We start from the raw sequence: 25122 nt of genomic DNA, 5'->3' as shown, positions 1-25122 counted from the left end.
CCGCGGCCGCGAGGCCGCCCGGCCTGCGCCAGGCCCGGATGGGCCGGCCACGCCGCGATCCCTTCCCGCTCGCAATCGCGTATTCGACGGACCTCGGCATTCGGCTCGCGACTGCGCCCGGCGTTCCCGCGATGAGAGCGCCCGCCGGCCCGAGCGAGCGGCGACGACGCCGTCGCGGCCACGCCCGCCGGCCCGCGCGCCCGGCCCCTAGCCCTGCGGCACCCCGGTCATGTCGGGCAAGCGGTGGGCCACGCCCTTGTGGCAATCGATGCAGGTCTTCTCGCCGGTGCCCAGCCACAGTTTGTGGATCTGCGCCGCCCGCGTGCCCTGGCGGGTCAGGTCCATCGAGTCGTATTCGTGGCAGTTGCGGCATTCCAGCGAGTCGTTGGCCTTGAGCCGGGTCCACTCGTGTATCGCCAACTGCAGGCGGTGGTCGAGGAACTTCTCGCGGGTGTCGATGCTGCCGAACAGCTTGCCCCAGACCTCCTTGGAGGCTTGCATCTTGCGCGCGATCTTGTCGGTCCAGTCGTGCGGGACATGGCAGTCCGGGCAGGTCGCGCGCACGCCGGAGCGGTTGCTGTAGTGGATGGTGCCCTTGAGTTCCTCGAAGACGTTGTCGCGCATTTCGTGGCAGCCGGTGCAGAACTTCTCGGTGTTGGTCGCCTCCAGCGCGGTGTTGAATCCGCCCCAGAACACGATGCCGGCGACGAAGCCGGCCACGGTCAGAAAGCCCAGGCTGTAATGCACGCTCGGCGAACACAGGGTGTGCCACAGCGGGGCCAGGATCGCCTTGAGTCGGGTCCACATCGCCTAGTTCCTCGCCGGCGGGTTCAACAGGCGGTCGACGTCTTCGAAGGTATTGGCGACCAGCGGCCGCGCATCGGTCTGCACGATGTGGCACTGGTTGCAGAAATAACGCCGCGGCGAGACCGCGGCCAGGAACTGGTCGTCGCGGTCCATGTAATGAGTGACGCTGACCGGAGGCGCCTGGAACGTCGCCGCATTGGCGCGCGAATGGCACAGCAGGCAGCGGTTGCTGTTCTTGTCGACCTGATAGCCGTCGATGGCGTGCGGGATCGTCGGCGGCTGCATCGGGTAGGCGCGCACGCGCTTGAGGTCGGCGTTCTCCACCCGCGCCAGCGGCGGCGGCACGGCCTCGCCGCCGATCGGCACGCCGCGCCGGAGCGCGTCGAGCTGCATCCCGGCCGGACCGGCATCCGCGTCGTCTGCGGCGGCGAGCATCGGCGCGGACGGCGCTTCGGGCGCCGCGGACGGCACCTTGGCCGAACCGAACAGCCAACCGGCGATGAAGGCCATGGCGGCGAGGACCACCACCAGGCCCGAAGCGATCAACAGATATTTATTGCGCATACCGCCCGCCTCCTTAGGCCGCCTGAACCTTGACCGCGCATTTCTTGTAATCGGTCTGCTTGGAGATCGGGTCGGTCGCGTCCAGGGTGACCTTGTTGATGAGCTGGCCGGCATCGAACCAGGGCACGAAAATCACGCCGCGCGGCATCCGGTTGCGGCCGCGCGTCTCCACCCGCGACAGCATCTCGCCGCGGCGCGAGGCCACCCGCACCGGATCGCCGCGCTTGAGCCCGCGCGCCTTGGCGTCGTCGGGGTTCATGAACACCACCGCGGCCGGGAAGCTCCGGTACAGCTCCGGCACCCGCATCGTCATCGAGCCCGAGTGCCAGTGTTCGAGCACCCGCCCGGTCACCAGCCACAGATCGAACTCTTCGTCGGGCGATTCCGCCGGCGGCTCGTACGGCAGCGCCCAGATCACCGCGCGGCCATCGGGGTTGCCGTAGAACTGGAAGCCGCTGCCGGCCTTGACGTAGGGATCGGCGCCCTCGCGGTAGCGCCAGCGCGTCTCCTTGCCGTCGACCACCGGCCAGCGCAGGCCGCGGGCGCGGTGGTAGTCGTCGAACGGCGCCAGGTCGTGGCCGTGGCCGCGGCCGAAGGCGGCGTATTCCTCGAACAGGCCCTTCTGCACGTAATAGCCGAATGCGGCCGACTCGTCGTTGTCGTAGCCGGCCTCGATCTCGCTGCTGGGATAGCGGTCGACGTTGCCGTTGCGGAACAACACTTCGTACAAGGTCTTGCCCTTGAAGCCCGGGTTCGCTGCCAACAGCGCCGGCGGCCAGCATTCGTCGGTGACGAAGCGCTTGGAGAACTCCATCAACTGCCACAGGTCCGAGCGCGCCTCGCCGGGCGCTTTCACCAGTTGGTGCCAGAACTGAGTGCGGCGCTCGGCGTTGCCGTAGGCACCCTCTTTTTCCACCCACATCGCCGCCGGCAGAATCAGGTCGGCGGCCTGCGCGGTCACGGTCGGGTAGGCATCGGAGACGACGATGAAATTGGCCGGATTGCGATAACCCGGCAGGGTTTCCTGCATCAGGTTGGCGGCGGCCTGCACATTGTTGTTGACCATCACCCAATAGGCGTTGAGCTTGCCGTCGCGCAGGGCGCGGTTCTGCTCCACCGCGTGATAGCCGGGCTTGTCGTGGATGGTGCCTGGCGGAAGTTTCCAGATCTCCTCGGCCTTGCGGCGGTGTTCGGGATTGGTCACCACCATGTCCGCCGGCAGGCGGTGGCTGAAGGTGCCGACCTCGCGCGCGGTGCCGCAGGCCGAAGGCTGCCCGGTCAGCGAGAACGGACTGTTGCCGGGCGTGGCGATCTTGCCGGTCAGCAGATGCAGGTTGTAGACCATGTTGTTGGCCCAAACCCCGCGGGTGTGCTGGTTGAAGCCCATCGTCCAGAACGAGGTGACCTTGATCTTGGGGTCGGCGTAGAGCTCGGCCAGCTTCTCCAGCCAACCGCGTTCGACCCCGGTCATTTCCACGGTCTTTTCCAGGGTGTACGGGGCGACGAAGGCGGCGAACGCAGCGAAGTCGATGTCGTGGCCGCCGTTCGGGTCGTCGGCATGCTTGGCCTGGCGCTGCAGCGGGTGCTCCGGGCGCAGTCCGTAGCCGATGTCCTGGTTGCCCTGCTTGAAACGGGTATGGCGGCCGACGAAATCGCGGTCGACCCGGCCGCTGCGGATGATGTGGTTGGCGATGTAGTTGAGGATGACCAGATCGGTTTGCGGCTTGAACACGATCGGGATGTCGGCCAACTCGAAACTGCGATGCTCGAAGGTCGACAGCACTGCGACCTTCACCTGCGGATGCGACAGGCGCCGGTCGGTCACCCGCGTCCACAGGATCGGGTGCATTTCGGCCATGTTCGACCCCCACAGCACGAACGCGTCGGCCGCCCCGATGTCGTCGTAGCAGCCCATCGGTTCGTCCATGCCGAAGGTGCGCATGAAGCCCATGACCGCCGAGGCCATGCAATGGCGCGCGTTGGGGTCGATATGGTTGCTGCGGAACCCGCCTTTCCACAGTTTGTTGGCGGCATAGCCCTCGAAGATCGTCCATTGTCCGGAGCCGAACATGCCGACCGCGCCCGGCCCTTTGTCCTTGAGCACGCGCTTGAACTGCGCGGCCATGACGTCGAAGGCCTCGTCCCAACCGACCGGCTCGAACTCGCCGTCCTTGGCGTAGACGCCGTTCTTCTTGCGCAGCAAAGGCCGGCTCAGGCGGTCCTGGCCGTACAACACCTTCGACAGGAAATAGCCTTTGACGCAGTTCAAGCCGCGGTTGACCTCGGCGTGGACGTCGCCGTGGGTGGCGACGACGCGGCCGGACTTCACCGCCACGTTGACCCCGCAACCGGTGCCGCAGAAACGGCAAGGCGCCTTGCTCCACTTCAACCCGGTCAAGTCGCCCTCGGTGACCAGGTTGCTGCCGCCGCCGCTCAGGGGAATGCCGGCGGCGGCCGCGGCGGTGGCGATCGCGCTGTTGCGGATGAAGTCGCGTCGGGTGACGGCCATGGCCCTACTCCGCCTGCAAGGAAGATTCGATGGGTTGATCGAGCGCGGCAGCCGGCTCGGCGTGGTGATAGACCAACAACACGTTCAACACCCCGGGCATGTCCCGCAGCGTGTCGATGCGCTCGGTGAGTACCGTGCGCGCCTGGGATTCGCAGACCACCACGCTCGCGCTCGCGCTGGCCAATGCCAGTTCCAGGTCCGGATACGCGGCGACCGCGGCGGCGACCGTTTCGGCGGCACCGGCGCGGTGCTGCACGATGAAACTGGCGATATGCACCTCGCCTTCGCGGTTCGCCCTCGAATTCATGACGACGCCTCCGCCGCGCACTCGAAGCGCACCGCTGCGGCCGGGCAGACGCCGACACAAGCGCCGCAGCCGTTGCAACGCTCGGCATCGACCCTGAGGCCGCCCAGGCGCCCCGGGACGCGCACGATCGCCTGCTGCGGGCAGGCATCCTGGCAGCTGAAACACACCACGCCCTGGCGGCCCAGGCAGCGTTCGGACACGACGGCCCGCCAAGTCCACGGCGGCGCCGAAGGCTGCTTAGACAGCGCGCCGGATGCGCAGCTTTCCGCGCAGGCGCCGCAAAAACTGCATTCGCCCGAAGCCGGGTCGAACACTGGGCGACCGGTGGCGTCCATGCTCAGCACCCGCTCCGGGCAGGCAGCCACGCAGTCGCCGCAGCGGGTGCAGGCATCGGCGAACGCGCTCGCCGGCCGCGCCCAGGGGGGCCGGATCGACGGCTGCTGTGGTTTCGGCCCCCGGCCGAACAGGAGTGCGCGCCTGGACAGGCTCGTCGCCGACATCGCCGTCAGGGCCCCGTCGGCGGGCCGGTGAAGATCTGCCAGATCCACACCGCGAAGCCGTAGCCGGCGACGACCAACACCGCGAGCAGCGGAAACACCACCCCGGTCAGCAGCAGGAACGCCGCGCGTTCGCGCCGCTTGCTGCTGCCCGCAGACTCCGTCGGCCGGTCCATCCGTCATCACCTGTCATTGAGTGAGGCGATACCCGCCGGACGCTAACACAGCCTCCGGCCCCGCATTGCGACGCAGGCCGCAAGCGCGGGAGCGGGCGCAACAGTCGACAGCCTAGGCGCCCGCGGGCGGGCGGCCTTGATCCAGATCAAACCGCAGGCGTCCGCCGCGGGGAACGGATGCCGCGCCGGCAGGCTCCGGCGCGGCGTTGCTGTCGCCGCTTACCGCAGCGGGAACGGCAAGGGATTGGTGTGGTGCACGACAATGTTCACCACGCTCACCCGGCACTGATAGTGCAGCAGCGGGACCAGTTCGTTGGCGCCCGGATCCGGCCAGACCTGCGAGCGGTAGACATCGCAGACCGACTGCGCGAACGCGCCCTGCCCCCGATAGGCGAACAACATCGCGTTGTCCCACAACTGCCGGAAATACACCACCGAATCCGGAGACGGAGCCACCGCGGCGGCATTGCCCGCACTCATCAGCGTCGAGGCGCCGAGCGCCCCGGCCAACACCAGCTTCAATACATTCATTGTCTTGGTACTCCTTGTGATGGACGATGAAACGAACGACGGCACAGCGTCTGTATAGACGAGGCTGTGCGGCGGCATCCCTTACCTCAAACAGCGCCGGTCGCTGGTTCCACGATGCGCATCACAGGCGAAGTGCGGCGCCGAGTCGCCGAGGCCCGCCGTTTCGCGCTCTGCGCAGGCGGATTCGTGCCTGGCACGGTAAGCACCGCTGCCCGGCCAGAAGCCGCGGCCGGCGACGACATCGCGGAGAGGCGCTCGGGTGTATGGCCGGTTCGGTTCGAGCGGCTCGTTAAGCATTGAGTCCCCTCAACCCGCCAGGTGCAGGCTCATGACCGACCTTCCCGATACCCCGTCCGCCGCCGAGACCGACATCCGCGAGCACATCGAAGCGATCTCCGCGGCGGCCGAGCGCGCGATCGCTGCCTTGCATTCGGTTTCCGGGGATGCCGCCAACCAAGTCGCGCAATCTGCCGCGGCCTATTTCGACGGCGTCACCAAGATCGCACTCGCCAGCCAAGGCGTCTTGATGAAGCAGATGACCCAGGACCTGGTCGAACAGTCAGTGCAACAGTCTGCCGAAGACGCCCTGGGCCTGTTGGCCACCGACGTGCTGATGGGCGCGGCCGCCGCGGTCGCCGCCGCGGCCGCTGCCATGGAAGCCGAGTCGGCGGCTTTTGCAATCGACCGGATCGACCAAAGCATCGCCAAGTACTCGTCGATGATCCGGGACCGCATGCCCTGACTCCGACCGTCTGCATGCCGCTCGACCGGCGGCGATGCAACGGCCGCAGGCAGCAAGATGCCGCGCGAACCCGGCCTCCCTCGCGCCTCGGCGGCCGGCCCAAGCTCCGGCTATTCGAGGCCGGCCATATCGCGGTTCCGGCCGCCCCGAGCCTGCTCTATCCTGTCCACCGGCCGCGCACGATGCGCGACCCCATGCCATGCAAGGAGCTGCAAGCCGATGGGCCATTACTTAAAAATCTGGAACTGGATCGCGATCTTCGGGGTCTTCACCGCGCCGCTGTTCGGCGTGCGTTTCTCGCCGAGCAGCCTGCTGATGGGCCTGATCCCATTCGTGTTCGCCCTGCTCTCGGCCTCGTTGGTGCGGGCATCGTGGTTCGCCTTGCTGGTACGTCTGGGTTCGGGATTGTTGGCCTTGCTGGCAGCCGGCATGGTGCTCCGCTACGGCGCCGTCACGCCGCGCGTGGTGCGGGTGCTGTTGTTGTTTTCGGTCGTGCCGATGCTCAACGCGATCTACCTCGTCCCCTGCCCGCCCGAATTGCCGACCTTGCGTCCGCACCGCACGCCGCTGCCGCCGCGTCCGGTACCTAGCCAAGACCCGGATCGTCCGGCGCCCTGAGCCACGACGCCGTGGCCGCGGTAGCGAGGCTTTGGCTGCCTGTTCCAGGCTGCGCCGCATCCGCAGGCAGGAACTCGCCGACCCGCGCGAAGCCATAGCCTTGCCCGCGCAAGGCCGGCACCAGGCGACGCACGATGTCGACGATGCCGTGACGGGCGCGGCCGTGCTCGTCGTCGCCGTCGTGCAACAGCACGATCGCACCGGGGTGGATGCGCGCCAGTACCGACTCGACCACGCAGGACACGTAGCCGGGCGCCTCGGGTTCGAGCCAGTCGCGCGGGTCGACCGACCAGCCGACCACGGTATAGCCGAGGCGTCCGAGCGCATCGACCTGCCCTGGCGCGATTTCGCCGTAGGCCGGGCGGAACAGTCGCGGTATTTCACTTAGCCCTGCGTCGCACAGGGCCGCCGCGGCGGGATGAATTTCGCGGTCGATCCAATCCTCGACGCCGAAACCGCGCGCATCGGCATGACTCAGCGAGTGGTTGCCGACCTCGTGGCCTTCGCGAAGGATGCGTTCGATCAAGGCGGGCTGCGCGCGCGCGGCCTCGCCGACGCAGAAGAAGGTCGCGGCCACTTCGAGTTCGGCCAGCAAGGACAACAAGGCCGGCGTGGCGCGGCCGGGGCCGTCGTCGAAGGTCAGCGCCAAGCGGCGTTTATCCGGCAACCCGCGGCCGAGATAGGTGCGCGGGTGGTCGGCGAGGAAGTCGTGATAGTCCATACCCTGCCCCGCCCTCAGCGCGTCAGCCAGGTCTTGCGATGGCCGCGCAGTTCGTCGATCAGGCCGATCACGTTGGCCGGCAGCAACAGCACGTCGATCACCGTGTTGCAGATCGACACCAGCACCAGGTCCAGCGGCCCGAGTTGCAGGCGCGTGCGCGCCTGCATCACCGCGATGAAATTGAGCAGGGCCATCAGCCACCAGTTCAGGGCGGCGATGCCGAGCAGGGTCGGGCTGCGATAGATCGAGGCGCCGGCGATCAGCAGCAACAGGGTCGGCACCAGCGCCGACTGCGCCCACAGCAACCACCACGGCAGCATCTTCATGGTCCGCGGCCAGGAGATGCGCCAGGCGACGCGGAAGGACTCCAAACGCCCGCGCGCCCAACGCCGGCGCTGGCGGAACAGGCCGAAGAAAGTCGAGGGACAGATGGTGTAGGCGATCGCATCGGGCGCGTAAGCGATGGAATAACCGTGGGCCAAGGCGCGCCAGGTCCAGGCGATGTCCTCGACCAGCCATTCGCCCCAGCCGCCGAGTTCGCGGATCACCTCGGTGCGATGCAGCGAGAAGGCGCCGGCGACGACGTTGACCACGCCGATCTTGCTCTGCACGTAACGGATCGCCGCGAGCGCGCCGACATGCTCGTAGAACTGCAGACGGTGCAACCAGGAATTATGCCGTCCGGCCGGCACGATCAGGCCGCAGGCGGCGGCGTGGCGCGGCGAGCTGTACAAGGCTTCGACCGCCCGGCGCAGCGAGCACGGCATGATCACGGTGTCGCTGTCGATCACGGTGACGACGTCGGAATCGGCCGACAGCTGCGGCAAGGCCGCATCGAGCGCTAAACCCTTGGCGCCGCCGTTGCGCTCCAGCGAGATCAATCGGTAGGTCTTGTCGCGCGGCTGCGCCAGCCAGGTCGCGACCGTGGCCGGCGTGGAATTGGTCGAACCGTCGTCGACCAACAACACTTCGATACGGCCCGGATAGTCGGCGCGCTCGATCGCATCGAGCGTCATCAGGAACGACGCCTCGGGCTCGTTGTAGAACGGCACCAGGATCGACACGAACGGATAGTGGGCGAGCGTCGGCGCGGTCGGCCGGCGCACCGCCTTGAAGAGCGCCCACCCGGCCAGGAACACCAGGCAGCACAACAGCACGAAAGTGGAGAAACCGACGAGGCCGGTGAGGACGAACTGGCTGAACATGAGGCGATGCATCCGGCAGCGCGATACGCCTCCGCGGCATCGTCGATGCGCAGTGCGTTCGCAGGGTCTGATTGGCAGACCGGACGCGTCGATACGGGTCGCCGCGCGTGTGCGCGGCCCCGCACGCCTGGTGCTTGTAGGGGAACTACTTTTGCAGAACTCAGGGGTAGGACGTGGTGGGGTTAATGGTTGCTTGCGAAACGGTGCCGCATCTATCCATCGATCGAAACGCAATGCGTTGTCGCGTTTTCTCAATAGAGAATGAAAGCAGCAAGCGTTTTATTCTGTGACGACGGCAAGCAGTTCGACGATCGTTGTAGCCGACGTCGCTCGACATGCGATCGATGATCGATGAAGAATCGAAACCGTTCTGTCTTATCCCTTGGTCATGATGAACAATCCCCCGACGATCGCCCCCACGCAGGCCGCCCCGATGTTCCGTCCGCGCTTCGATATCGGCGCCCAGCGCATCGATTGCGGCCGCGAGCCCGACGTCGCTACTCACGACGCCGCCGACCAGTTCGCCACCTGGCCGCTGCTCGACTATTCCGCCTGCGAACCGACCGAAGACCAGGCCGCGATCAACCGCTGGTTGGCCGCCGCCGACCTGCGCGAACGCGACATCCTGCACGTCGGCACCGGCAACTCGTCGGTGGCGCGCCTGCTCGCCGGCAAGGTGCGCGGCATCGTCTCGGTGACGGTGGCCCACAACGAATGGCAGCACGGCAACGCGCTCGGGCTGCCGCAGTACTCGGTGCATCTGCTCAACAAACACAGCGACGACTTCGCCCGCCAGTTCGAGCCGGCCAGTTTCGATTGCATCCTCGACAATAACCTCGCCAGCTTCGCCTGCTGCCAGCGCCACCTCGAACGCTATTTCGAGGCCCTGGTGAGCCTGCTGCGGCCCGAGGGTTTCATCCTGACCCACTGGCTCGGTATGCAGTGGACCCTGGACGTCGGCGTCGACGACGTCGAGCCGGTCTGGCAGCTCGATGCCGGCAAGCTGCGCGCTATCGCCAGCGCTTACGGCCTGGCGGTCGAACGCCAGGACGAGTTGTTCTTCTTGCGCCGCGCCCGCATGCCGAACGCCGGCGCGACCAAGCCCTGACCCGCCGCTCGCCGCGCCGTCGCCTGCGACCGCCGTGAGCGAGCGCCCTGCCCCAGTACCGCCTCGCCTGCGCAGCCGCTTCGCCACGGCGGCGCGGCTGTGGCGCATCGGCCGGCGCGAGCCGCGTTTCGGCTGGCTGCTGCTCGACAACCTGATCACCACCTTCGGCGCCAGCTTCACCCTGATCGCGCTGCCGTTTCTGGTGATGCGCCTCACCGGCAGCGCCTTCGATCTCGGCCTGACCGCCGCCATCGAAGCCTTGCCCAGCGTGTTGTTCCTGTTCTTCTTCGGCGGTTTCCTCGACCGCGCCAACCCGATCCGGGTGTTGTGGATCTGCCGCGCGCTCTACGTCGCGATCAACGCCAGCATGGGCCTGCTGACCTGGTTCGGCCTGATGACCATCGAGATCATCTACGCACTGGCCTTGTTCGGCGGCCTGGTCTGGGCGGTTGCGTATCCGGCCGGGCGCGCGAGTTTCGGCCTGTACATCCGCAAGGGCCTGCTGCCGGCCGGCAATGCCTTGTTCGCGGTGGCCTCCAGCCTGGCGATGATGCTGCTGCCGATGCTCGCCGGCAGTCTGATCCTGGCCTCCAGCGACAGTCACGGCCTGGCCATCGCGTTCTGGATCGACGCGCTCAGCGTCGCCGCCTCGCTGTGGCTGCTCGCGGCGGTGCGCCGGCGCGGGCCGGTGCGACGGCCGGCGCAAGAAAGCGCGGCCGACGCGCCCTCTAATGACATTGCAGGATCGCCGCCTGCATCGTCGCCCGCGATCATCCCTCGCAGCTATTACCTGTATCTGTTGATCAGCACGGTGCTGGTGTTCGGGCCGGTGCAGATCCTGCTGCCGGTGTTGCTGGTCGAACACGGCGACACCCGCTACTTCCTGGTATATGTCGCCCAGTTCGCCGGCATCACCGCGGCGGCGGCCTTCGCCGGCCGCACCTCGACCGGTCTGGCCGGGGTGATCGTCAAGTTGCTGGCGTGTTGGGCGGTCGCCGCGCTGGCCTACGGCCTGCTGGCCTGGAACGCCAGCCTGGCGACGGTGTTGGCCGCCTTCTGCCTGCTCGCGGGTGCCTCCAATTTCTACGGCATCCAATCGCTGTCGTGGCTGCAGCGCAGCGTCGCCGCGCAACACATGGGCCGCGAGATGACCTGGTTTTCGGCCGCGACCATGGGCGCGATGCCGCTGGCGACCATGTTGACCGGTCTCTTGCTCGAACGCCTGCGCTTCGCCGCAACGACGCAGTGGCTGATGGCGCTGATCGCGCTGTCCTTGCTGGCCGGTGTCGTGCACCTGCGTCTGCGGCTTGCGCGCGCACCGGTCTTGCAAACGCTCCGGGGGCCGACGGCCCCCGGAGCTTGACGCCTTTGTCGCTTTCGACGCTCAGTTCGTCTTCAAGCCGTACATGAAGGTCGCCGGCACGCCGTTGATCGCGCCTGCGGTGCCCGGGTTCGGGCTGGTGTTGCCGGCGCCGCCGATGCCGTCCCAATTGGTCTGGCCCAGCGAATACAACCCCGCACCGACGATCGACAGCGCATTGAGCGCAGCGGTCTGGGTCGGCGCCGCACCGTAATAGGTGACGAAGCTGCGCGCCGCCCCCGGTGCGAGCGAACCGAAGCGGAAGTCCATGTGCGCTCCGAGATCGCCCGGGCCGTTATCGGTCATCGGCCCGGACAAGCCGGAGTTGGCCGCAAGCGGGTCGAGCGAGTTGAAGCCGTTGTTGTTCCAGGCCAGCAGGAACGGCGAGGCCCCGGCCAGGGTGATGTACTCCGAGAACGTATTCGGCGGCACGTCGTAGTCGATGCCACGGGTGTAACGCAGATCCTTGACCGTGGTGCGGCCGATGTTCTCGATCTTGACGTCGACGCGATACAGGAAGCTCGTCGCCGCGATCGGCGTGTACTGATGGGTCACCCGGAACGTGCTGCCCACCGTCACCACCGACGTCGCCATGCTCGTGGTCGGAGTGAAGCTGACCAACGTGACGTTGCTGGTGCCGGCGCAACGCGAGGTCCGGCCGGTCACCAGTGCGGCCGGATCGGCATTGGCCACGCCCCAGCCTTCGCAGGGCGCGCCCGGTGCCGAGGCTTCGCCGTTAGTCGGCATGTAGCGCAGGCCGACCAGGCGGGTGCCGTAGCGGCCGCTCGACAGGTCGATGTTCGGGCACTCGATGTTGAGATAACCGGTCGGCGCCACGCCGAGCTGGATGATGCCGTTGTTGATCAGGCCCGGGCAGCCTTCCGGCGGATCGACCGCGCAGACGTAGCCCCAGTCCTTCGCCTCCACGCTCGGCGTGTCGACGCGCTGGAACTTGGGAATGCGTTCCAGGTGCGGCAGGAACTCCTTGTACGGCAGTTGCGGCCGGAATGCGCCGGGGTCCCACAGATCGGCGCAACCGGTGTTGAGGCCGGGGTCGACCTGGACGAAGTAGAAGTCCTGGATATCGCCTACGCCCTGCCAGTCGCTGAAGGTGTTGCCGGCGAGGATGAAGCGGTCGCTCTTGCGGTCGATCGCATACAGGCTTTCGCGGAACTTGTCGCCGAAGCGGCGCGGCGACAGGCCGCCGTAACGCAGCAGATCGCTGGTATTGGCCGCGAACAAAAAGCCCTGGGTGCCGGCGATGGTGCCGACCACCGCGACCGCGCCCTCGCGGCCGTCGAGGCCGCGCGCTTCGACCACATCGAAGGCGGTGAAGCTGGCCTTGTCGCGATCCACCCAACTCGCCTGCACCAGCGGTCTGCAGCTGTAGCGGGCGTAACGGGCCAGATAGGCCTGCGAGGCACTGCCCTCGTCGAGCCCCGTGGACGCACCGACCGAGACCGTCTCGCCGGTGTAGTTCGCGTTCAATAGTGCGGTCAGGCCATGGAAGTCGCGATGGTCCTGGCCGTCGATCAACACGCTGCTGCACACCGGCCCGCCGTTGGCGTCGGTGCGGAACATCAGGCCGCCGCGTTTGGCATCGGTGGTCAGTGCGGTGCCGGCGACGACGATGTCGGTGAAGCCGCCGCTGCTGGCGAGGTTTTCGGTGACGGCGCGGAAGCGCAGCCCCGGCCAATCGCCGCTGCCGTCGTAGCGGTGATCCCACAGCACGTTGCCGACCGCATCCAGGCGTGCGATGCGGCCGAGGGTGCGGCCGTCCTTGTCGTTTTCCTCGCCGACCACGACCAGGTCGCCCTGCGCCGGCGCCTTGCTCGGCATCACCGATCCGGTTTCGATCAGGTCGTAACCGGTCGCGCGGTGACTGGTAGCGACGTTGTCCAGCAACGTGGTCCAGATCTGCCGTCCGCGGCAATCGATCTGCAGCACGTAGATGAAACTGCCCTCGCCGAGCTGCACCGCGCCGGTCACGGCAAAACCGCGCTCGCCGCTCAACTCGACGATGCCGTAAGCGTCGGAGCGTTTGCTGCCGGCGATCATGTAGGCCTGTTGCCAAGTGTTGATGCTGCTGTCGTCGGTGACGCCGAGGTCGTTGGCGCGGGTCACCAACACCTGGGTATTGCCGTCGCTGGAGCGACGCGTGCCGACGGTGACCGAGCCGCGGCCCGGACAATAGTTCACCGCCTTGACGTCCTCGCCGCCATCGCGCCAAGGTTGGTTGCCGTAGTGAGTTTCGAAGTTCTGGGCTTGCGCCCAGGGTGCTGCGAGCATCAAGCCCGCTGCCAGCACCGCGGCGTGATGCCGCAGCCTGGAGCCGGTACGTCCCATGAGTTCCATATGAGCCTCGTTGCGGAATCATTCCGCGTGGATGGGTCGATCGCACTGCATCGCCGAACTTAGCCCTCCTCGACGCGCGTTCCGAGGAAGAACACGGGGCGATATCGGGACATAACGGGAACGATTCGCGCGATCGGACCGCTGCGTTCGAGGCGAACGCATGAGGTTTCCGTTAAAGCGCACAGCGCGTCACAGCGCCAATGCGAGCGCCGGCAGATTAACGTGGCGCGCGCCGACCGACGGCGCGCGACGAATGCGGCGTGGCCGCAAGCGTGCGCTGCGACCTGAACTGTCTGAACGCGTTGTTCGAACGCGCTGCGGTATTACTGTCGCCGCGACCGCCGCACAACGCATTCGACGTTGTCGCGGCGCGGGCGCGCCGAAGCAGGCGGCAACGCCGGCCCTATTTCGTCTCGCCGAGCAACTCCACTTCGGCCAGCTCTATGCCGCCCTGCCCGGCGCCGTCGGCGAGCAGGCGCAAGCGATAACGCGAGTACGCGGCGGCCTCGGCGATGGCGAACGCACGCGTCTGCTTGCGCCAGGCGAAGACCTGCCCGCTGCGTTCGTCGAGCGTGGTCCATTGCGCGCCGTCGTTGGAACCCTGCAAGGCCCAGGCCTGCGGATCGCCGCGTCGCGCCGCCGAGGTCAGGGTGTACAAGCGCACCGTCGCCGGCGCCTTGAAGTTCCAGCTCAGCAGCGGCATCGGCCCGCTCAAGCGCGTCGAAGTGGTCGCGTCGTCGTCGAACAAGGCCGCGGCTTGCTTGGCCGCGACACCGGCGACCGTCGCATTGTCGCGCCGCCCCAGGTCGCGCAGCGGCTTGGGTGTCTCGCCGTCGGCGCTCAGCGATTCCGGCAAGGCCTGCGCGCTGCTCGCCCAGTTCGACGGCGACGGCCCCATGCGGAAATCCAGCACCGCGCCTTGCGCCAATAATTCATGCGGCAGGGTCAAGCGGTCCCAGGCTTCGCCGTTGACGCGCAGCGATTGCACGTAGCGATTGCGCGCGCTGACCTTCGGCGCGTTGATCTGCAGCTCGCGGCCGTTTTCCAGGCGGATGCTCATACGTTCGAAGCGCGGCGCGCCGATCACGTACTCGGGCGAGCCCATGCGCAGCGGATAGAAACCGGCGGCGCTGAACAACCACCACGCCGACATTTCGCCGTTGTCCTCGTCGCCGGCATAGCCCTGACCGATCTCGCCGCCGACGTAGAGGCGGTCGAGGATGTCGCGCACTTTCTCCTGGATGCGCCAGGGTTGGCCGGCGGCGGCGTACATATAGGGAATGTGGTGCGAAGGCTGGTTGCTGTGGCCGTACTGGCCCATGCGCACATCGCGTGCTTCGAGCATTTCGTGGATCACGCCGCCGTAGCTGCCGACCTCGAACGTGCCCGGCGTAGCGAAGAACAGATCGAGCTTGTTGCCCAAGGCGGTGCGCCCGCCGTGCAACGCGGCCAGACCGGCGCCGTCCTGCGGCGCGTGGAAGGCCATGTTCCAGGCATTGGTCTCGGTGTAGTCGCCGCCCCAGCGGGTCGGGTCGAACTCGGTCGCGGTGTAGCGCCAGCGGCCGTCGCGATGGCGGCCGACGAAGAAGCCCAGTTGCGGATGGAACAGGTTGGCGTAGCCGAGCGCGCGATTGCGGTAGTAGGCCGCGTCGTCGCGATAGCTGCCCTGGTAGGGATCGTCGGCGCCGGCCTGCTGCGCCAGCGCGCCGGCCAGGCGGCCGATGGCGAAGTCGTTGATGTAGCCGTCCATCGACCACGACAGGCCTTCGCCGACCGTGGTGTCGGTGTAGCCGGCGAAGATCGCGCGCTCGATGCCCTTGCGGCCCGCGCCCGGCACCGGGCTGACGCTGGAGGCGTTGCGGAGCGCCGACTGATAGAACGAGCGCACGTCGAAATTGCGCACGCCCTTGAGCCAGGCATCGGCGAAGGCGACGTCGGAACTGGTGCCGACCATCAGGTCGGCATAGCCCGGCGAGGACCAGCGCGCGATCCAGCCGCCGTCGCGGTACTGCTGGACGAAGCCGTCGATCATCTCGCCGGCATGCGTCGGCGTCAGCAGCACGTAGGCCGGCCAACTGGTGCGGTAGGTGTCCCAGAAGCCGTTGTTGACGTAGACCTTGCCGTCGACGATGGCCGCGCCGGTGGCGCCGGCGCTGTCCTTGCCGGTCGGCGCCGAGAACGGGCTCGCGTATTTGTACAGCGGCCGCTCGGCGGTGCCGGTGTTCTCGTAGCCGCTGTTGGGGTACAGGAACAAACGGTAGAGATTGGAATACAGCACCGCTTGCTCGTGCGCCGGTGCGCCCTCGGCGCGGACGATGCCGAGCTTGGCGTCCCAGGCGGCGCGGGCGCGTTCGCGCACCGCGTCGAAGCCTTCGTCGGCGCCGATTTCCAGCTCCAGGTTGCGCTGCGCCTGTTCGACGCTGATCAGCGAGGTGGCGATGCGCATCGTCACCTGGCGGGTGGGATCGCCGCTCAGGTCGAAGCCGTACCAGGCCGAGACGCGGTCGCGCCCGGCCTTGTCGCGGTCGAGCCGGGCGCCGTCGCGGATCGGGCGGTCGAACCGGGCGTAGAAGAACAAACGCGAGGCGCCGGTCGAGAGCTTGCTCATGCTCTCGCTCCAGCCGCTGAGCGCGCGGCCGTCGCGGTCCAGGCGGATGTCGCCGTGTTCGTCGCGGTGGTCGAACAGCAACTGCGCGCGAGTCTCGCCGGGCTCGGCCGGGAAGGTGAAGCGCATCACCGCAGCATGGTCGGTCGGGGTCATCTCGGCGACCAGGCCGTTGTCGAAGCGCACCCGGTAGTAATCGGCGCGCGCGGTTTCCTCGTCGTGGCCGAAACTCAGCGCGCGCTTGCTGCGGTCGAACTCGGGCCGGCCCTCGCCGATCGCCGGCATCACGTGGAAGGTCTGGCGGTCGCCCATCCACGGGCTCGGCTCGTGCGACAGCGCGAAGGCTTCGATGCGCGGGCGGTTGTCGTCGCCGTTGCGCTCCTGGTACTGGTAGATCCAGTGCGAACCGGCGTTCGTGGTCGGGGTCCAGAAGTTGAAGCCGTGCGGCAGCGCGACCGCGGGAAAGGTGTTGCCGCGCGAGAAGCGGCTGTTGGAATTGCTGCCGCGGCGGGTGTCGACGTAGTCGCTCGGGCGCAGCGCCGCGCGCTTGCCCTTGGCGAGCGCCGGCGCCGGGGCGATGCGCAGGTCGTCCAGATAGCCCTGGTAGGGCAACGCCGTGTCGCCGTCGTGGACCAGCAGGATCTTGCGCACGCGGCGACCGGCCGCGACCTCGCCGATGCGGCTGCTGACCGCGTTCCACTGGTCGGGATAGAGCAGCCGCGCCATGCCCTGCTCGCGCGCGGTCAAGGCGTTGCCGTACAGATCGAGCGGCTTGCGTTGCGACAGACGGCTGCCGTCGTCGAACACCAGGTCGATGGCGACATAGGTCGAACCGTTGCGCAGCGCATCGAGTTTCGACGGCGCCGGCTGGCCGGCGATGTGCGCGCTCGACAGCGGGAACAGGCGATAGGAAAGCTGCGTGTCCTTGGCGACGGCGATGTCGACCTCGAAGGCCTGAACGCTTTGCGCCGCGCCGCTGCCCACGCCCTGGTAACGCAACGCGCGCACACCGCTGAAGCCCATGTCGGGCTTGGCGGTCAGGGCGGCGGCCTGGGGCGGGCCGCCGTCGGCACTCAGGCGCGGCACCGCCCCGGTGGCCGTGGGTCCGGCCGTGGGTTCGGCCGCGGCCGGCTCACCGGCCTCGAACGAGGTCCAGAAGCTGCGCGCGGGCCCGGCCATCGCCGTCGGCATCAGTGCCCCGGCCAAGGCCAGCGCCAAGGTGTGCTTCGCCGCTGCCCGTGCGCCATCGCGGCGCGCTCTCCACGTTGCCGACATTCCCGCTCCCATTGCCCGGACGGCGACTGCCTCCGATTCGCACTGTGCCGACCGGCACAGGCCCCTGTTTTCACGATTTAAATCGATCTAAATCGAGCTTGTCAAACCGCGCTGCAGCATCCGCAGCCGCGTCGCGGGAATAAAAAAGCCAATCCAGACAAGCACTTCCAGCATCGTTCAAGCAGCGGACGGGGCCCCTTGGCACACCTTTTGCACCACCCTCCCTGCAAATGTGATTTGCATCACATTTTTATCTTGGAATAAATCGCATCTGCACCCCCCTGCCTTACGGACCCTGTCGCTCATGCCGACTCCGCACCGACTTGCTCTCTCAATCGCCTTGGCGACCGCGAGCGCAATCTGCCCCCTGACGTCAGTTTTTGCTGCGGAGCGTCAAACGACCGCAACGAATGCGATGCCGGAGATCGAGCGCCTGCGCGCCGACCGGCAATGGCTCGCTGCGCTGTCCCGCATCGAAAGTGCGCAAGCGGCAACGCCCGGCGACGACCGCCTGTACCGCCTGCAAGTGCTGACCCTGGCCGACCTGGGCAGCGCGCATCGCGCCTGGACCTTGTACCAAGCTCGCCCCAACCTGTTCGATACCGCCGAACGCAAGCGCCTGGACTCCGGCCGCCTCGCTCGCCTTGCGGTCTGGGGCAGCCTCTACCCCGAAGACGAAGCCACCCGCCTCGACGAAATGCGCAGCGCGCGCGACGCCTTCGAGCAGTACCGCGCCACCCAGACGCCGGAGCAACGCCAGGCCGACCTGCGCACGCGTTTCGACGAATTGATGCTGCTCAACCATCTGGAACGCCACGCCGAGGTGGTCGAACGCTACCGCGCCCTGCAGGCCGAGGGCGTCGAGATACCGATGTATGCCTTGTCCAAGGTCGGCGCGTCCCTGCTGGCCGACAAACGCCCCGAAGAAGCCGCGACCGTGCTCGAGCGCGTCGTGCGCGAATGGCCCGAGGACCACGACTCGCAGCTGCAGTTGGCCTACGCCTATTCGGAAGGCGAGCGTTTCGACGACGCCCTGGCCCAACTCGACAAGATCAAGGCCGCCGAACCGGCCTGGGTGCGCGTCAACGGCGCCAAGCAGAGCGTCGAAAACTGGCGCCATTACGACGCCGACAGCACCCAGACCATGATCCGCCTGTACGGCGAAGACACCGTCGGCGCGCAGCAGCGACTCGAAGCGATGGCGGCGATCGGGCCGGACAACCCCGGCGTGCAGACCAATCTCGGCGTCGCTTATCAAAAACGCGGCTGGACCGATCGCGCGCTGCAACGCTTCCAGATGGCGAGCACGCTGGAACCGACCGGCGTCGGCGCGCGCGTCGGCCAGGTCGGCGCCTATCTCGACCACGCCCGCGTCGACCTGGCGCGGCCGATCCACGACGAATTGATCGCCAACCGCCCGCGCGACGTGCAAGTGCGGCAGATGAGCGAGTCCTGGGACAGCCGCCTGGGCTGGCAATGGTTGTTCAGCACCGCCAGCGGCCGCAGCGATGCGCGCGGCGGCGGCGCCACCGCCTCGCCGCTCGGCACCCGCGATGCCGTGCACCGCCTCGAGGTGCGCAGCCCGCTGATCAACGACCGCTGGCGCCTCACCGCGCACGCGCAGGATGCCTGGGCCGATTACCCCGGCGACCGCGTCCATGATCGCCGCGCCGGCATCGGCGCGCTGTATGCCTACGACCGCCTGAGCCTGGGCTTCGGCATCGACCGCGCCAACGACCGCTGGCTCGATCGCGGCGACCGCACCGGTTATTACGTCGATGCCGGTTGGCGCCTCAACGATGCCTGGCGCGCCAATGCGTCCTGGTATCGGCAGACCCCGGACGCTTCGTTGCAGGCGCGCGGCGCCGGCATCGATGCCGATGCCTTGAGCCTGGGCCTGCGCTGGACGCCGAGCGAGCGCACCTCGCTCGGCGCGAGCGCGCAGCAACTGCGCTACAGCGACGACAACCGCCGCAGCGCCGTCGCGCTGAACCTGGATCAGCGCCTGTACACCAGCCCGCATCTCCAGGTCGCCGGCCTGGCCGATCTGTCGGCCAGCCGCGCCAGTCGCCGCGACGCCGACGTGCCCTATTTCAACCCCAGCCGCGACGCTTCGCTGAATCTCGGCGTGCGCCTGGATCACGTCGCCTGGCGCCGTTACACCCGCCACTTCCTGCAGCGCCTCACCGCCACCGCCGGGCCGTACTGGCAGCAGGGCTACGGCAGCGCCTGGGTGCCGCAACTGCGTTACGAACACGAATGGCGGTTCGGCACCGGCCGCACTCTCAACTACGGCCTCAACTGGTCGCGCCCGGTCTACGACGGCGTGCGCGAAGACCGCGTCGCCTTCGATCTGAGCTTCCGCTGGGGTGAGGAATGAACATGCTGTATTTCGCTGCGCCGCTTGCTGCCCCCCTGCGCGGGTTGATCCACCGGGCGCTCGCATTCGCCGTGCTGGCCGTGGCCGCGCTGGCTCCGCTCGCGGCCGGCGCGAACGAACTGTTGGTGCTGAGCTATCACGACGTGCGCGACGAAGTGGCGCGCAAAGGCGATCCCGATGCCTACGCCGTCAGCACGCAGAACTTCGCCGCACACCTGGACTGGTTGTCCGGCCACGGCTACCACCCGGTCGCACTGAGCGAGGTCATCGCCGCCTCGCGCGGCGGCAAGCCGCTGCCGCCCAAGGCGGTGCTGCTGACCTTCGACGACGGCCTGCGCAGCATCTACACCCACGTCTTTCCGCTGCTGCGCGCCTACAAGTACCCGGCGCTGATGGCGGTGGTCACCTCCTGGGTGGACCTGCCGCGCGATCAGAAAGTCGATTACGGCCCGCGCATGTTCACCCACGACGACTTCGTCACCTGGGAGCAATTGCGCGAGATGCAGGCCTCGGGCCTGATCGAAGTGGCCTCGCACAGCCATGCCCTGCACCGCGGCGTGACCTCCAACCCGCAGGGCAACAGCATGCCCGCGGCGATCACCCGCGCCTGGGACGAGAAGGCCCAGCGCTACGAAAGCGAAACCGAATACCTGGCGCGCATCCGCAAGGACCTGGGCGACAGCGCCGCCGAGATCAAGCGCGAACTCGGCGTCGGCCCGAAGTCGGTGATCTGGCCGTACGCGGCCTACAACAGCCAGACCAACGCGATCGCCGACCAACTCGGCATGGCGGTCACCTTCGACCTGGAAGGCCGCCACCAGAAGATCGGCGCCGACCTGCACGGGCTGGCGCGCCTGTTGGTGTTCAACAACCCCACCGTCAACGACCTGGCCTATGAGTTGCGCCACGACGAAGCACTCGACGGCCTGCGCGCCCTGCAAGTCGACCTGGATTACGTCTACGACGCCGACCCGGCGCAGCAGGCGCGCAACCTGGACAAGCTGATCGAACGGGTCAAGCAGATCGGCCCCAGCCACGTGTTCCTGCAGGCCTTCGCCGACCCCGACGGCAACGGCTCGGCCGATGCGCTGTACTTCCCGAACCGGCATTTGCCGATGCGCGCCGACCTCTACAACCGCGTCGCCTGGCAGCTCAAGACCCGCGCGAACGTCAAGGTGTTCGCCTGGCTGCCGGTGCTCGGCTTCGAGCTGCCCGATGCGGCCTTGAACCAGCGCCTGAAGATCCAGGCCAGCAACCCGAAAGAAACCTTCCGCCTCAATCCGTTCGAGCCGCAGACCCGGCGCATCGTCGCCGACATTTACGAAGACCTCGCGGTGAGCGGCTACACCGAAGGCCTGCTGTTCCACGACGACGCGCTGCTGCGCGACGACGAGTTGCGCGGCCAGGCGCCGGCCGACCCGGCCGCGCGCACCCAGGCGCTGATCGACTTCACCCGCGAACTGGCGCGCGCCGCCGGCAAATGGCGTCCCAAGCTGATCACCGTGCGCAACCTGTTCGCCGCGCCGGTGCTGGAGCCGCGCAGCGAAGCCTGGTTCGCGCAGAACCTGGCCGCCTTCAACCAGGCCTACGACTACACCGCGGTGATGGCGATGCCGTGGATGGAAAAGAGCCGCGATCCGCAGGCGTGGATGGACCAGCTGCTGGCCGACGTGAAACGTTCGCCGCGCGGCCTGTCGCGCACGATCTTCGAGTTGCAGACCGTCGACTGGCGCAACGAACGGCCGATCCCGGCCGCGCGCCTGAAGGCGATGGCCCACCGTTTGCAGGCCGGCGGCGCACGCCACCTGGCCTGGTACCCCGACAACTTCATCGACGACCAACCCTCGACCCGGGACGCACGCGAAATCATGTCCGCGCGCGGCTTCCCCTACATCGAGCGCTGAGCGCCGCCCCGACCGCCAATCGCCGCCTATCGACATCCGGCCAGCCTGTACGCGCTGCCATCGAGCCCATCATGAGCCAGGTCACTAATCCGCTGCTCACCGCGCTGTTCCAGTTCGCGTTCTTCTATCCGATCGTGATGTCGTTCTTCTGGATCTCCGGCGGGCTGTACTACTACTTCCGCCGCGAACGGAAGGCGCGGGTGCGCACCGATCCGCCGCCGCTGGAGAACGCGCCGTTCGCCTCGATCCTGATCCCGTGTCACAACGAAGGCGACCACGTCCACGAAACCATCGCCGCGGCCCTGGCCCAGCGCTACCCGCAGTTCGAAGTGATCGCGATCAACGACGGCAGCCGCGACGACACCGGCGACAAGCTCAACCGCCTCGCCGCCGCGCACCCGCAACTGCGCGTGGTGCACCTGGACCGCAACCTGGGCAAGGCCAACGCCATGCGCATGGGCGCCCTGGCGGCGCGTTCGGACTACCTGGTCTGCATCGACGGCGACGCCCTGCTCGACGAATACGCGATGCATTGGATGATCTGGCACCTGTGCTCGGGCGCGCGCGTCGGCGCGGTCACCGGCAACCCGCGCATCCGCAACCGCTCGACCCTGCTCGGCCGCCTGCAGGTCGGCGAGTTCTCTTCGATCATCGGCATGATCAAGCGCGCCCAGCGCGTCTACGGCCGCATCTTCACCGTCTCGGGGGTGATCTGCGCCTTCAAGCGCAGCGCCCTGCACCGGATCGGCTACTGGTCCGACAGCATGGTCACCGAAGACATCGACATCAGCTGGCGCCTGCAGATGGACCATTGGGACATCCGTTACGAGCCCAATGCGATGTGCTTCATCCTCATGCCCGAGACCCTCGGCGGCCTGTGGAAGCAGCGCCTGCGCTGGGCCCAGGGCGGCGTGGAAGTGTTGATCCGGCACGGCCGCGACCTGCTCTCGTGGCGTCGCCGGCGGATGTGGGCGGTGCTCGGCGAGTACGTGTTGAGCCTGGCCTGGGCCCACATCATGGCCTTCATCATCGGCCTGTGGGCGCTGGGCCTGGTCGTCGATCTGCCCGAACAATTGCGCGTGACCACGCTGCTGCCGTCGTGGCACGGCGTCATCCTTGCCCTGATCTGCCTGCTGCAGTTCGCCGCCAGCATCGTCATCGACCGCCAGTACGAAACCGGGGTCGGGCGCAACTACTACTGGATGATCTGGTACCCGATGGCGTACTGGCTGCTCAGCTTCACCACCACCGTCGCCGCACTGCCCAAGGCCTTGTCGAAACGCCGCGGCACGCGCGCCACCTGGGTCAGCCCGGACCGGGGGATTCGATGAACAGCCAACTCTCTCCGGCGACGCCGAAACACGCCGACTCGCATCGCACGGCACGCAAGCGGGCCGCGCACAAGCACGACTCGCGCCTGATCCAGAAACCCGGCTCGCAGGACGCCTGGCCGCGCACCTTGTGGGGCGTGGTCACCGGCGCCTTCTGGCTGGCCTATCTGTATCTGTGGATACCGGTGGCGACCTTGGTGATGTGGCTGCTCGGCATCCGCCGCACCGCCTCCGAACTGTATCTGCGCGAGCACGGCGTCGACCCGTTCCTGATGCTGGTGCTGCCGGCGACGGCGGCGGTCGTGGTGGCGATGCTGCTGATCTGGGCCGAATACAACCGCTGGCGTTTCGCCACGGCCAAGGGCGAACGCCGCGGTGCGCAACCGACCGTCGGCCTGGACGAAGTCGCCGACCACCTTGGCGCCAGCGCCGAAGTCGCACAGGCGCTCAACCAAGGCCGCATCAGCGTCCTGCACATGGACCCGAACCACGCCGTGCCCTTGTCGCTGACCGCGGTGACTCCGCCAGCGATCAGCCAACCCTTCCCACCGGTGGCGCCGATGCCGCGCTTCGCCCGCGACATGGCGCCGCAAGGCTCATGGATACTGATGATCGCGCTGGCGATCTCGGTCGCGATCGTGGTCGGCGTGTTGGCCGTAGTCTCGTTCGGCTATCGGCAGATCCAGAGCGTGGCGCCGAAACGCACCATCGAAGGCACACCGGGGTTGGACCGCCCGGCCTACTTGCCCGAAGAGCCCGAGCCAGCGCTGGACCCGGTCGCGATCGGCAAGCACACCGCGGCCGGCATCGAATCGGCGGTGCGCGATGCACGGCAACTGCAAGCTGCCGAGGCGATGCGTCCCGCCCCCGCGCGCCCGCGCGGCAACACCGGCGCCCTGGCGCCCAACGCCAAACCGCGTCCCTTGCCCGGCCGCAGCCCGAAACCGCCTTACCCCATCGACGCACTGCGCCGCGGCGAAGGCGGCCTGGTGACCCTGCGCGTGCAAGTCTCGGCCGATGGGCGCCCGCTCAAGGTCGACGTCAGCAAACGCAGTAGCAACCGCGAACTCGACCGCGCTGCCGTGCGCACCGTGCGCACCTGGCGCTTCGCCCCCGCCGTGCGCAAAGGCAAAGCGGTGGCGGCGGTCGTGATCGTGCCGGTGGAGTTCAAGCCGGATCGCTGAGCGGCCGCTTCTCCCGCTTGCGGAGATGGCTCTTGCCTTCTCTCGCTGGCGGGAGACAGCTCAACTGCGACTGGAAACGCAAAAACTCGAAACACCCGCCCTTGCCCTTCCCCCCCTTTGAAAAAGGGGGGCTTGGGGGGATTTGCCTTTGCCTTTGCCCAAGCCGTAACCCAGCCCCCCCCTCATCAGTGCAGACTCCCCGCCGACCCCGCCCCGACGCCACCCTCCCCCGCGGCCGCCGAAACACAAGCCGCCATCACCGGGTCCAACCGCCGCGCCAACGCCTGAAACACCTCCCGCAACAACCGGTGATTCTGCCCCGCGGGATAACCAATCTCGACCAACACCTCAGGCTGCAGAGTCCGCACGATCCCGTGCAACTCCTGCTGAAAAGCGGAAAGCGCTTCGAACGCATCAACGGGCATGACCACCCCTTCCCGCGGGGGCGTGAGCTCAGGCTTGCGACGCATACGCGGTACTCCTGTCCTTAGGCAAGGAACCCGCGCGGTGCGACACGCGACCGGCGGGATGTCGGGAGGTTCGAAACCGCACACAGACGGCGGGCGTATTCCCCTTGCGGGTGTTGTATTAGCCGCCCTCCCGACGCAGGCAAACGCGTCGGCATGCCCAAACGTCAGGCATGAAAAACCCACCATTAACGAAGGCGGGCACCGCTGTGTGTTTGGGAGTTTCGACGCTCCTTGACTGCGACTTTGCAGAGCTTCCGAACGGCTGTCAATCAGACATGTCCGAGTCCGTCGCCAAATCACGTATCCCATAAAGGATGTTCCGGACGGTGGGCTCGCGGCGTCGATGTCGGCTTTCGACCCAAAGCGGTCATATGGTCTGCGAACTACGAGATGTGGCTTCTGGCACCCTTTGTGAAAAGCGCTCGTCCTTCAGTAATCCTATGTGACGCGGTCCAAGATGCCGCACGCACGTT

At 67.5% G+C, this 25122-nt stretch carries 20 protein-coding genes; 8 read left to right on the top strand and 12 right to left on the bottom strand.

Translation table 11 applies throughout. The features are described 5' to 3' along the window. Positions 1-207: 207 nt before the first annotated feature. From LC490_RS14755 to LC490_RS14725, 7 genes are all read right to left on the bottom strand, one after another. Positions 208-807, bottom strand: coding sequence for a NapC/NirT family cytochrome c (locus tag LC490_RS14755; RefSeq protein WP_223620664.1), 600 nt, complete (start codon positions 805-807; stop codon positions 208-210). A gap of 3 nt (positions 808-810) precedes the next feature. Further along, the gene (locus tag LC490_RS14750; RefSeq protein WP_223620663.1) at positions 811-1371 is read right to left on the bottom strand and encodes a nitrate reductase cytochrome c-type subunit; all 561 of its coding nucleotides are present in this window, start codon (positions 1369-1371) and stop codon (positions 811-813) included. 13 nt (positions 1372-1384) lie between these two features. Further along, positions 1385-3880 (bottom strand): periplasmic nitrate reductase subunit alpha, encoded by a 2496-nt coding sequence (gene napA / locus LC490_RS14745; protein ID WP_223620662.1) that lies wholly within the window; start codon positions 3878-3880, stop codon positions 1385-1387. Between the two features lie 4 nt (positions 3881-3884). After that, positions 3885-4187 carry a chaperone NapD gene (locus tag LC490_RS14740; protein ID WP_223620661.1) on the bottom strand — a complete coding sequence of 101 codons (303 nt, stop codon included), beginning with the start codon at positions 4185-4187 and terminating at the stop codon, positions 3885-3887. Beyond that, positions 4184-4735 carry a ferredoxin-type protein NapF gene (napF, locus tag LC490_RS14735; RefSeq protein ID WP_223620660.1) on the bottom strand — a complete coding sequence of 184 codons (552 nt, stop codon included), beginning with the start codon at positions 4733-4735 and terminating at the stop codon, positions 4184-4186. Before napF ends, LC490_RS14740 begins: the two co-directional genes overlap by 4 nt. Next, positions 4693-4860: a periplasmic nitrate reductase, NapE protein gene (gene napE, locus LC490_RS14730; RefSeq protein ID WP_223620659.1), complete on the bottom strand. Its 168-nt coding sequence runs from the start codon at positions 4858-4860 to the stop codon at positions 4693-4695. Before napE ends, napF begins: the two co-directional genes overlap by 43 nt. Positions 4861-5079: 219 nt before the next feature. Beyond that, complete coding sequence (locus tag LC490_RS14725; RefSeq protein ID WP_223620658.1) at positions 5080-5391, bottom strand: hypothetical protein; 312 nt, start codon at positions 5389-5391, stop codon at positions 5080-5082. Positions 5392-5719: 328 nt separating this feature from the next. Here LC490_RS14725 and LC490_RS14720 point away from each other — a divergent pair, with 328 nt between their 5' ends. Together LC490_RS14720 and LC490_RS14715 are read left to right on the top strand one after the other, a co-directional pair. After that, positions 5720-6133 (top strand): hypothetical protein, encoded by a 414-nt coding sequence (locus LC490_RS14720; protein ID WP_223620657.1) that lies wholly within the window; start codon positions 5720-5722, stop codon positions 6131-6133. A 219-nt stretch (positions 6134-6352) separates the two neighbouring features. Further along, positions 6353-6751: a hypothetical protein gene (locus LC490_RS14715; protein WP_223620656.1), complete on the top strand. Its 399-nt coding sequence runs from the start codon at positions 6353-6355 to the stop codon at positions 6749-6751. On the opposite strand, the gene LC490_RS14710 is transcribed toward LC490_RS14715, so the two are convergent. Together LC490_RS14710 and LC490_RS14705 are read right to left on the bottom strand one after the other, a co-directional pair. Then, positions 6720-7472 carry a polysaccharide deacetylase family protein gene (locus LC490_RS14710; RefSeq protein ID WP_223620655.1) on the bottom strand — a complete coding sequence of 251 codons (753 nt, stop codon included), beginning with the start codon at positions 7470-7472 and terminating at the stop codon, positions 6720-6722. The genes LC490_RS14715 and LC490_RS14710 overlap by 32 nt on opposite strands. 14 nt (positions 7473-7486) lie before the next feature. Next, entirely contained in the window at positions 7487-8677 is a 1191-nt protein-coding gene (locus tag LC490_RS14705; RefSeq protein WP_223620654.1) for a glycosyltransferase family 2 protein, read from the bottom strand. Positions 8678-9110: 433 nt separating this feature from the next. Here LC490_RS14705 and LC490_RS14700 point away from each other — a divergent pair, with 433 nt between their 5' ends. Continuing rightward, positions 9111-9785 carry a hypothetical protein gene (locus tag LC490_RS14700; RefSeq protein ID WP_223620653.1) on the top strand — a complete coding sequence of 225 codons (675 nt, stop codon included), beginning with the start codon at positions 9111-9113 and terminating at the stop codon, positions 9783-9785. A 34-nt stretch (positions 9786-9819) separates the two neighbouring features. Continuing rightward, a complete protein-coding gene (locus LC490_RS14695) occupies positions 9820-11148 on the top strand; it encodes an MFS transporter (RefSeq protein ID WP_223620652.1) in 1329 nt (442 codons plus the stop codon). A 21-nt stretch (positions 11149-11169) separates the two neighbouring features. Here the strand turns inward: LC490_RS14695 and LC490_RS14690 are convergent, their stop codons facing one another. Together LC490_RS14690 and LC490_RS14685 are read right to left on the bottom strand one after the other, a co-directional pair. After that, the gene (locus LC490_RS14690; RefSeq protein ID WP_051884348.1) at positions 11170-13500 is read right to left on the bottom strand and encodes a hypothetical protein; all 2331 of its coding nucleotides are present in this window, start codon (positions 13498-13500) and stop codon (positions 11170-11172) included. A 403-nt stretch (positions 13501-13903) separates the two neighbouring features. Next, a complete protein-coding gene (locus LC490_RS14685) occupies positions 13904-17380 on the bottom strand; it encodes a GH92 family glycosyl hydrolase (protein WP_223620651.1) in 3477 nt (1158 codons plus the stop codon). A 415-nt stretch (positions 17381-17795) separates the two neighbouring features. On the opposite strand from LC490_RS14685, the gene pgaA reads away from it, so the two are divergent. The 4 genes from pgaA to pgaD all read left to right on the top strand — a co-directional run bounded on the left by pgaA (position 17796) and on the right by pgaD (position 24179). After that, complete coding sequence (pgaA, locus tag LC490_RS14680; RefSeq protein WP_223620650.1) at positions 17796-19760, top strand: poly-beta-1,6 N-acetyl-D-glucosamine export porin PgaA; 1965 nt, start codon at positions 17796-17798, stop codon at positions 19758-19760. Positions 19761-19762: 2 nt separating this feature from the next. Then, the gene (pgaB, locus tag LC490_RS14675; protein ID WP_223620649.1) at positions 19763-21664 is read left to right on the top strand and encodes a poly-beta-1,6-N-acetyl-D-glucosamine N-deacetylase PgaB; all 1902 of its coding nucleotides are present in this window, start codon (positions 19763-19765) and stop codon (positions 21662-21664) included. 71 nt (positions 21665-21735) lie between these two features. After that, on the top strand, positions 21736-22995 hold the full coding sequence (pgaC, locus tag LC490_RS14670; protein WP_223620648.1) for a poly-beta-1,6-N-acetyl-D-glucosamine synthase: 1260 nt from the start codon (positions 21736-21738) through the stop codon (positions 22993-22995). Next, complete coding sequence (gene pgaD, locus LC490_RS14665; RefSeq protein WP_223620647.1) at positions 22992-24179, top strand: poly-beta-1,6-N-acetyl-D-glucosamine biosynthesis protein PgaD; 1188 nt, start codon at positions 22992-22994, stop codon at positions 24177-24179. Before pgaC ends, pgaD begins: the two co-directional genes overlap by 4 nt. 185 nt (positions 24180-24364) lie before the next feature. Here the strand turns inward: pgaD and LC490_RS14660 are convergent, their stop codons facing one another. Continuing rightward, positions 24365-24649 carry a hypothetical protein gene (locus LC490_RS14660; protein ID WP_223620646.1) on the bottom strand — a complete coding sequence of 95 codons (285 nt, stop codon included), beginning with the start codon at positions 24647-24649 and terminating at the stop codon, positions 24365-24367. Positions 24650-25122 lie beyond the last annotated feature (473 nt).

The sequence above is a fragment of the Lysobacter sp. ESA13C genome (assembly GCF_019970005.1).
Lineage (GTDB): Bacteria > Pseudomonadota > Gammaproteobacteria > Xanthomonadales > Xanthomonadaceae > Lysobacter > Lysobacter antibioticus_B.
The sequence above is the reverse complement of the archived record's forward strand: the minus strand, read 5'-3'. Positions and strand labels throughout refer to the sequence as shown.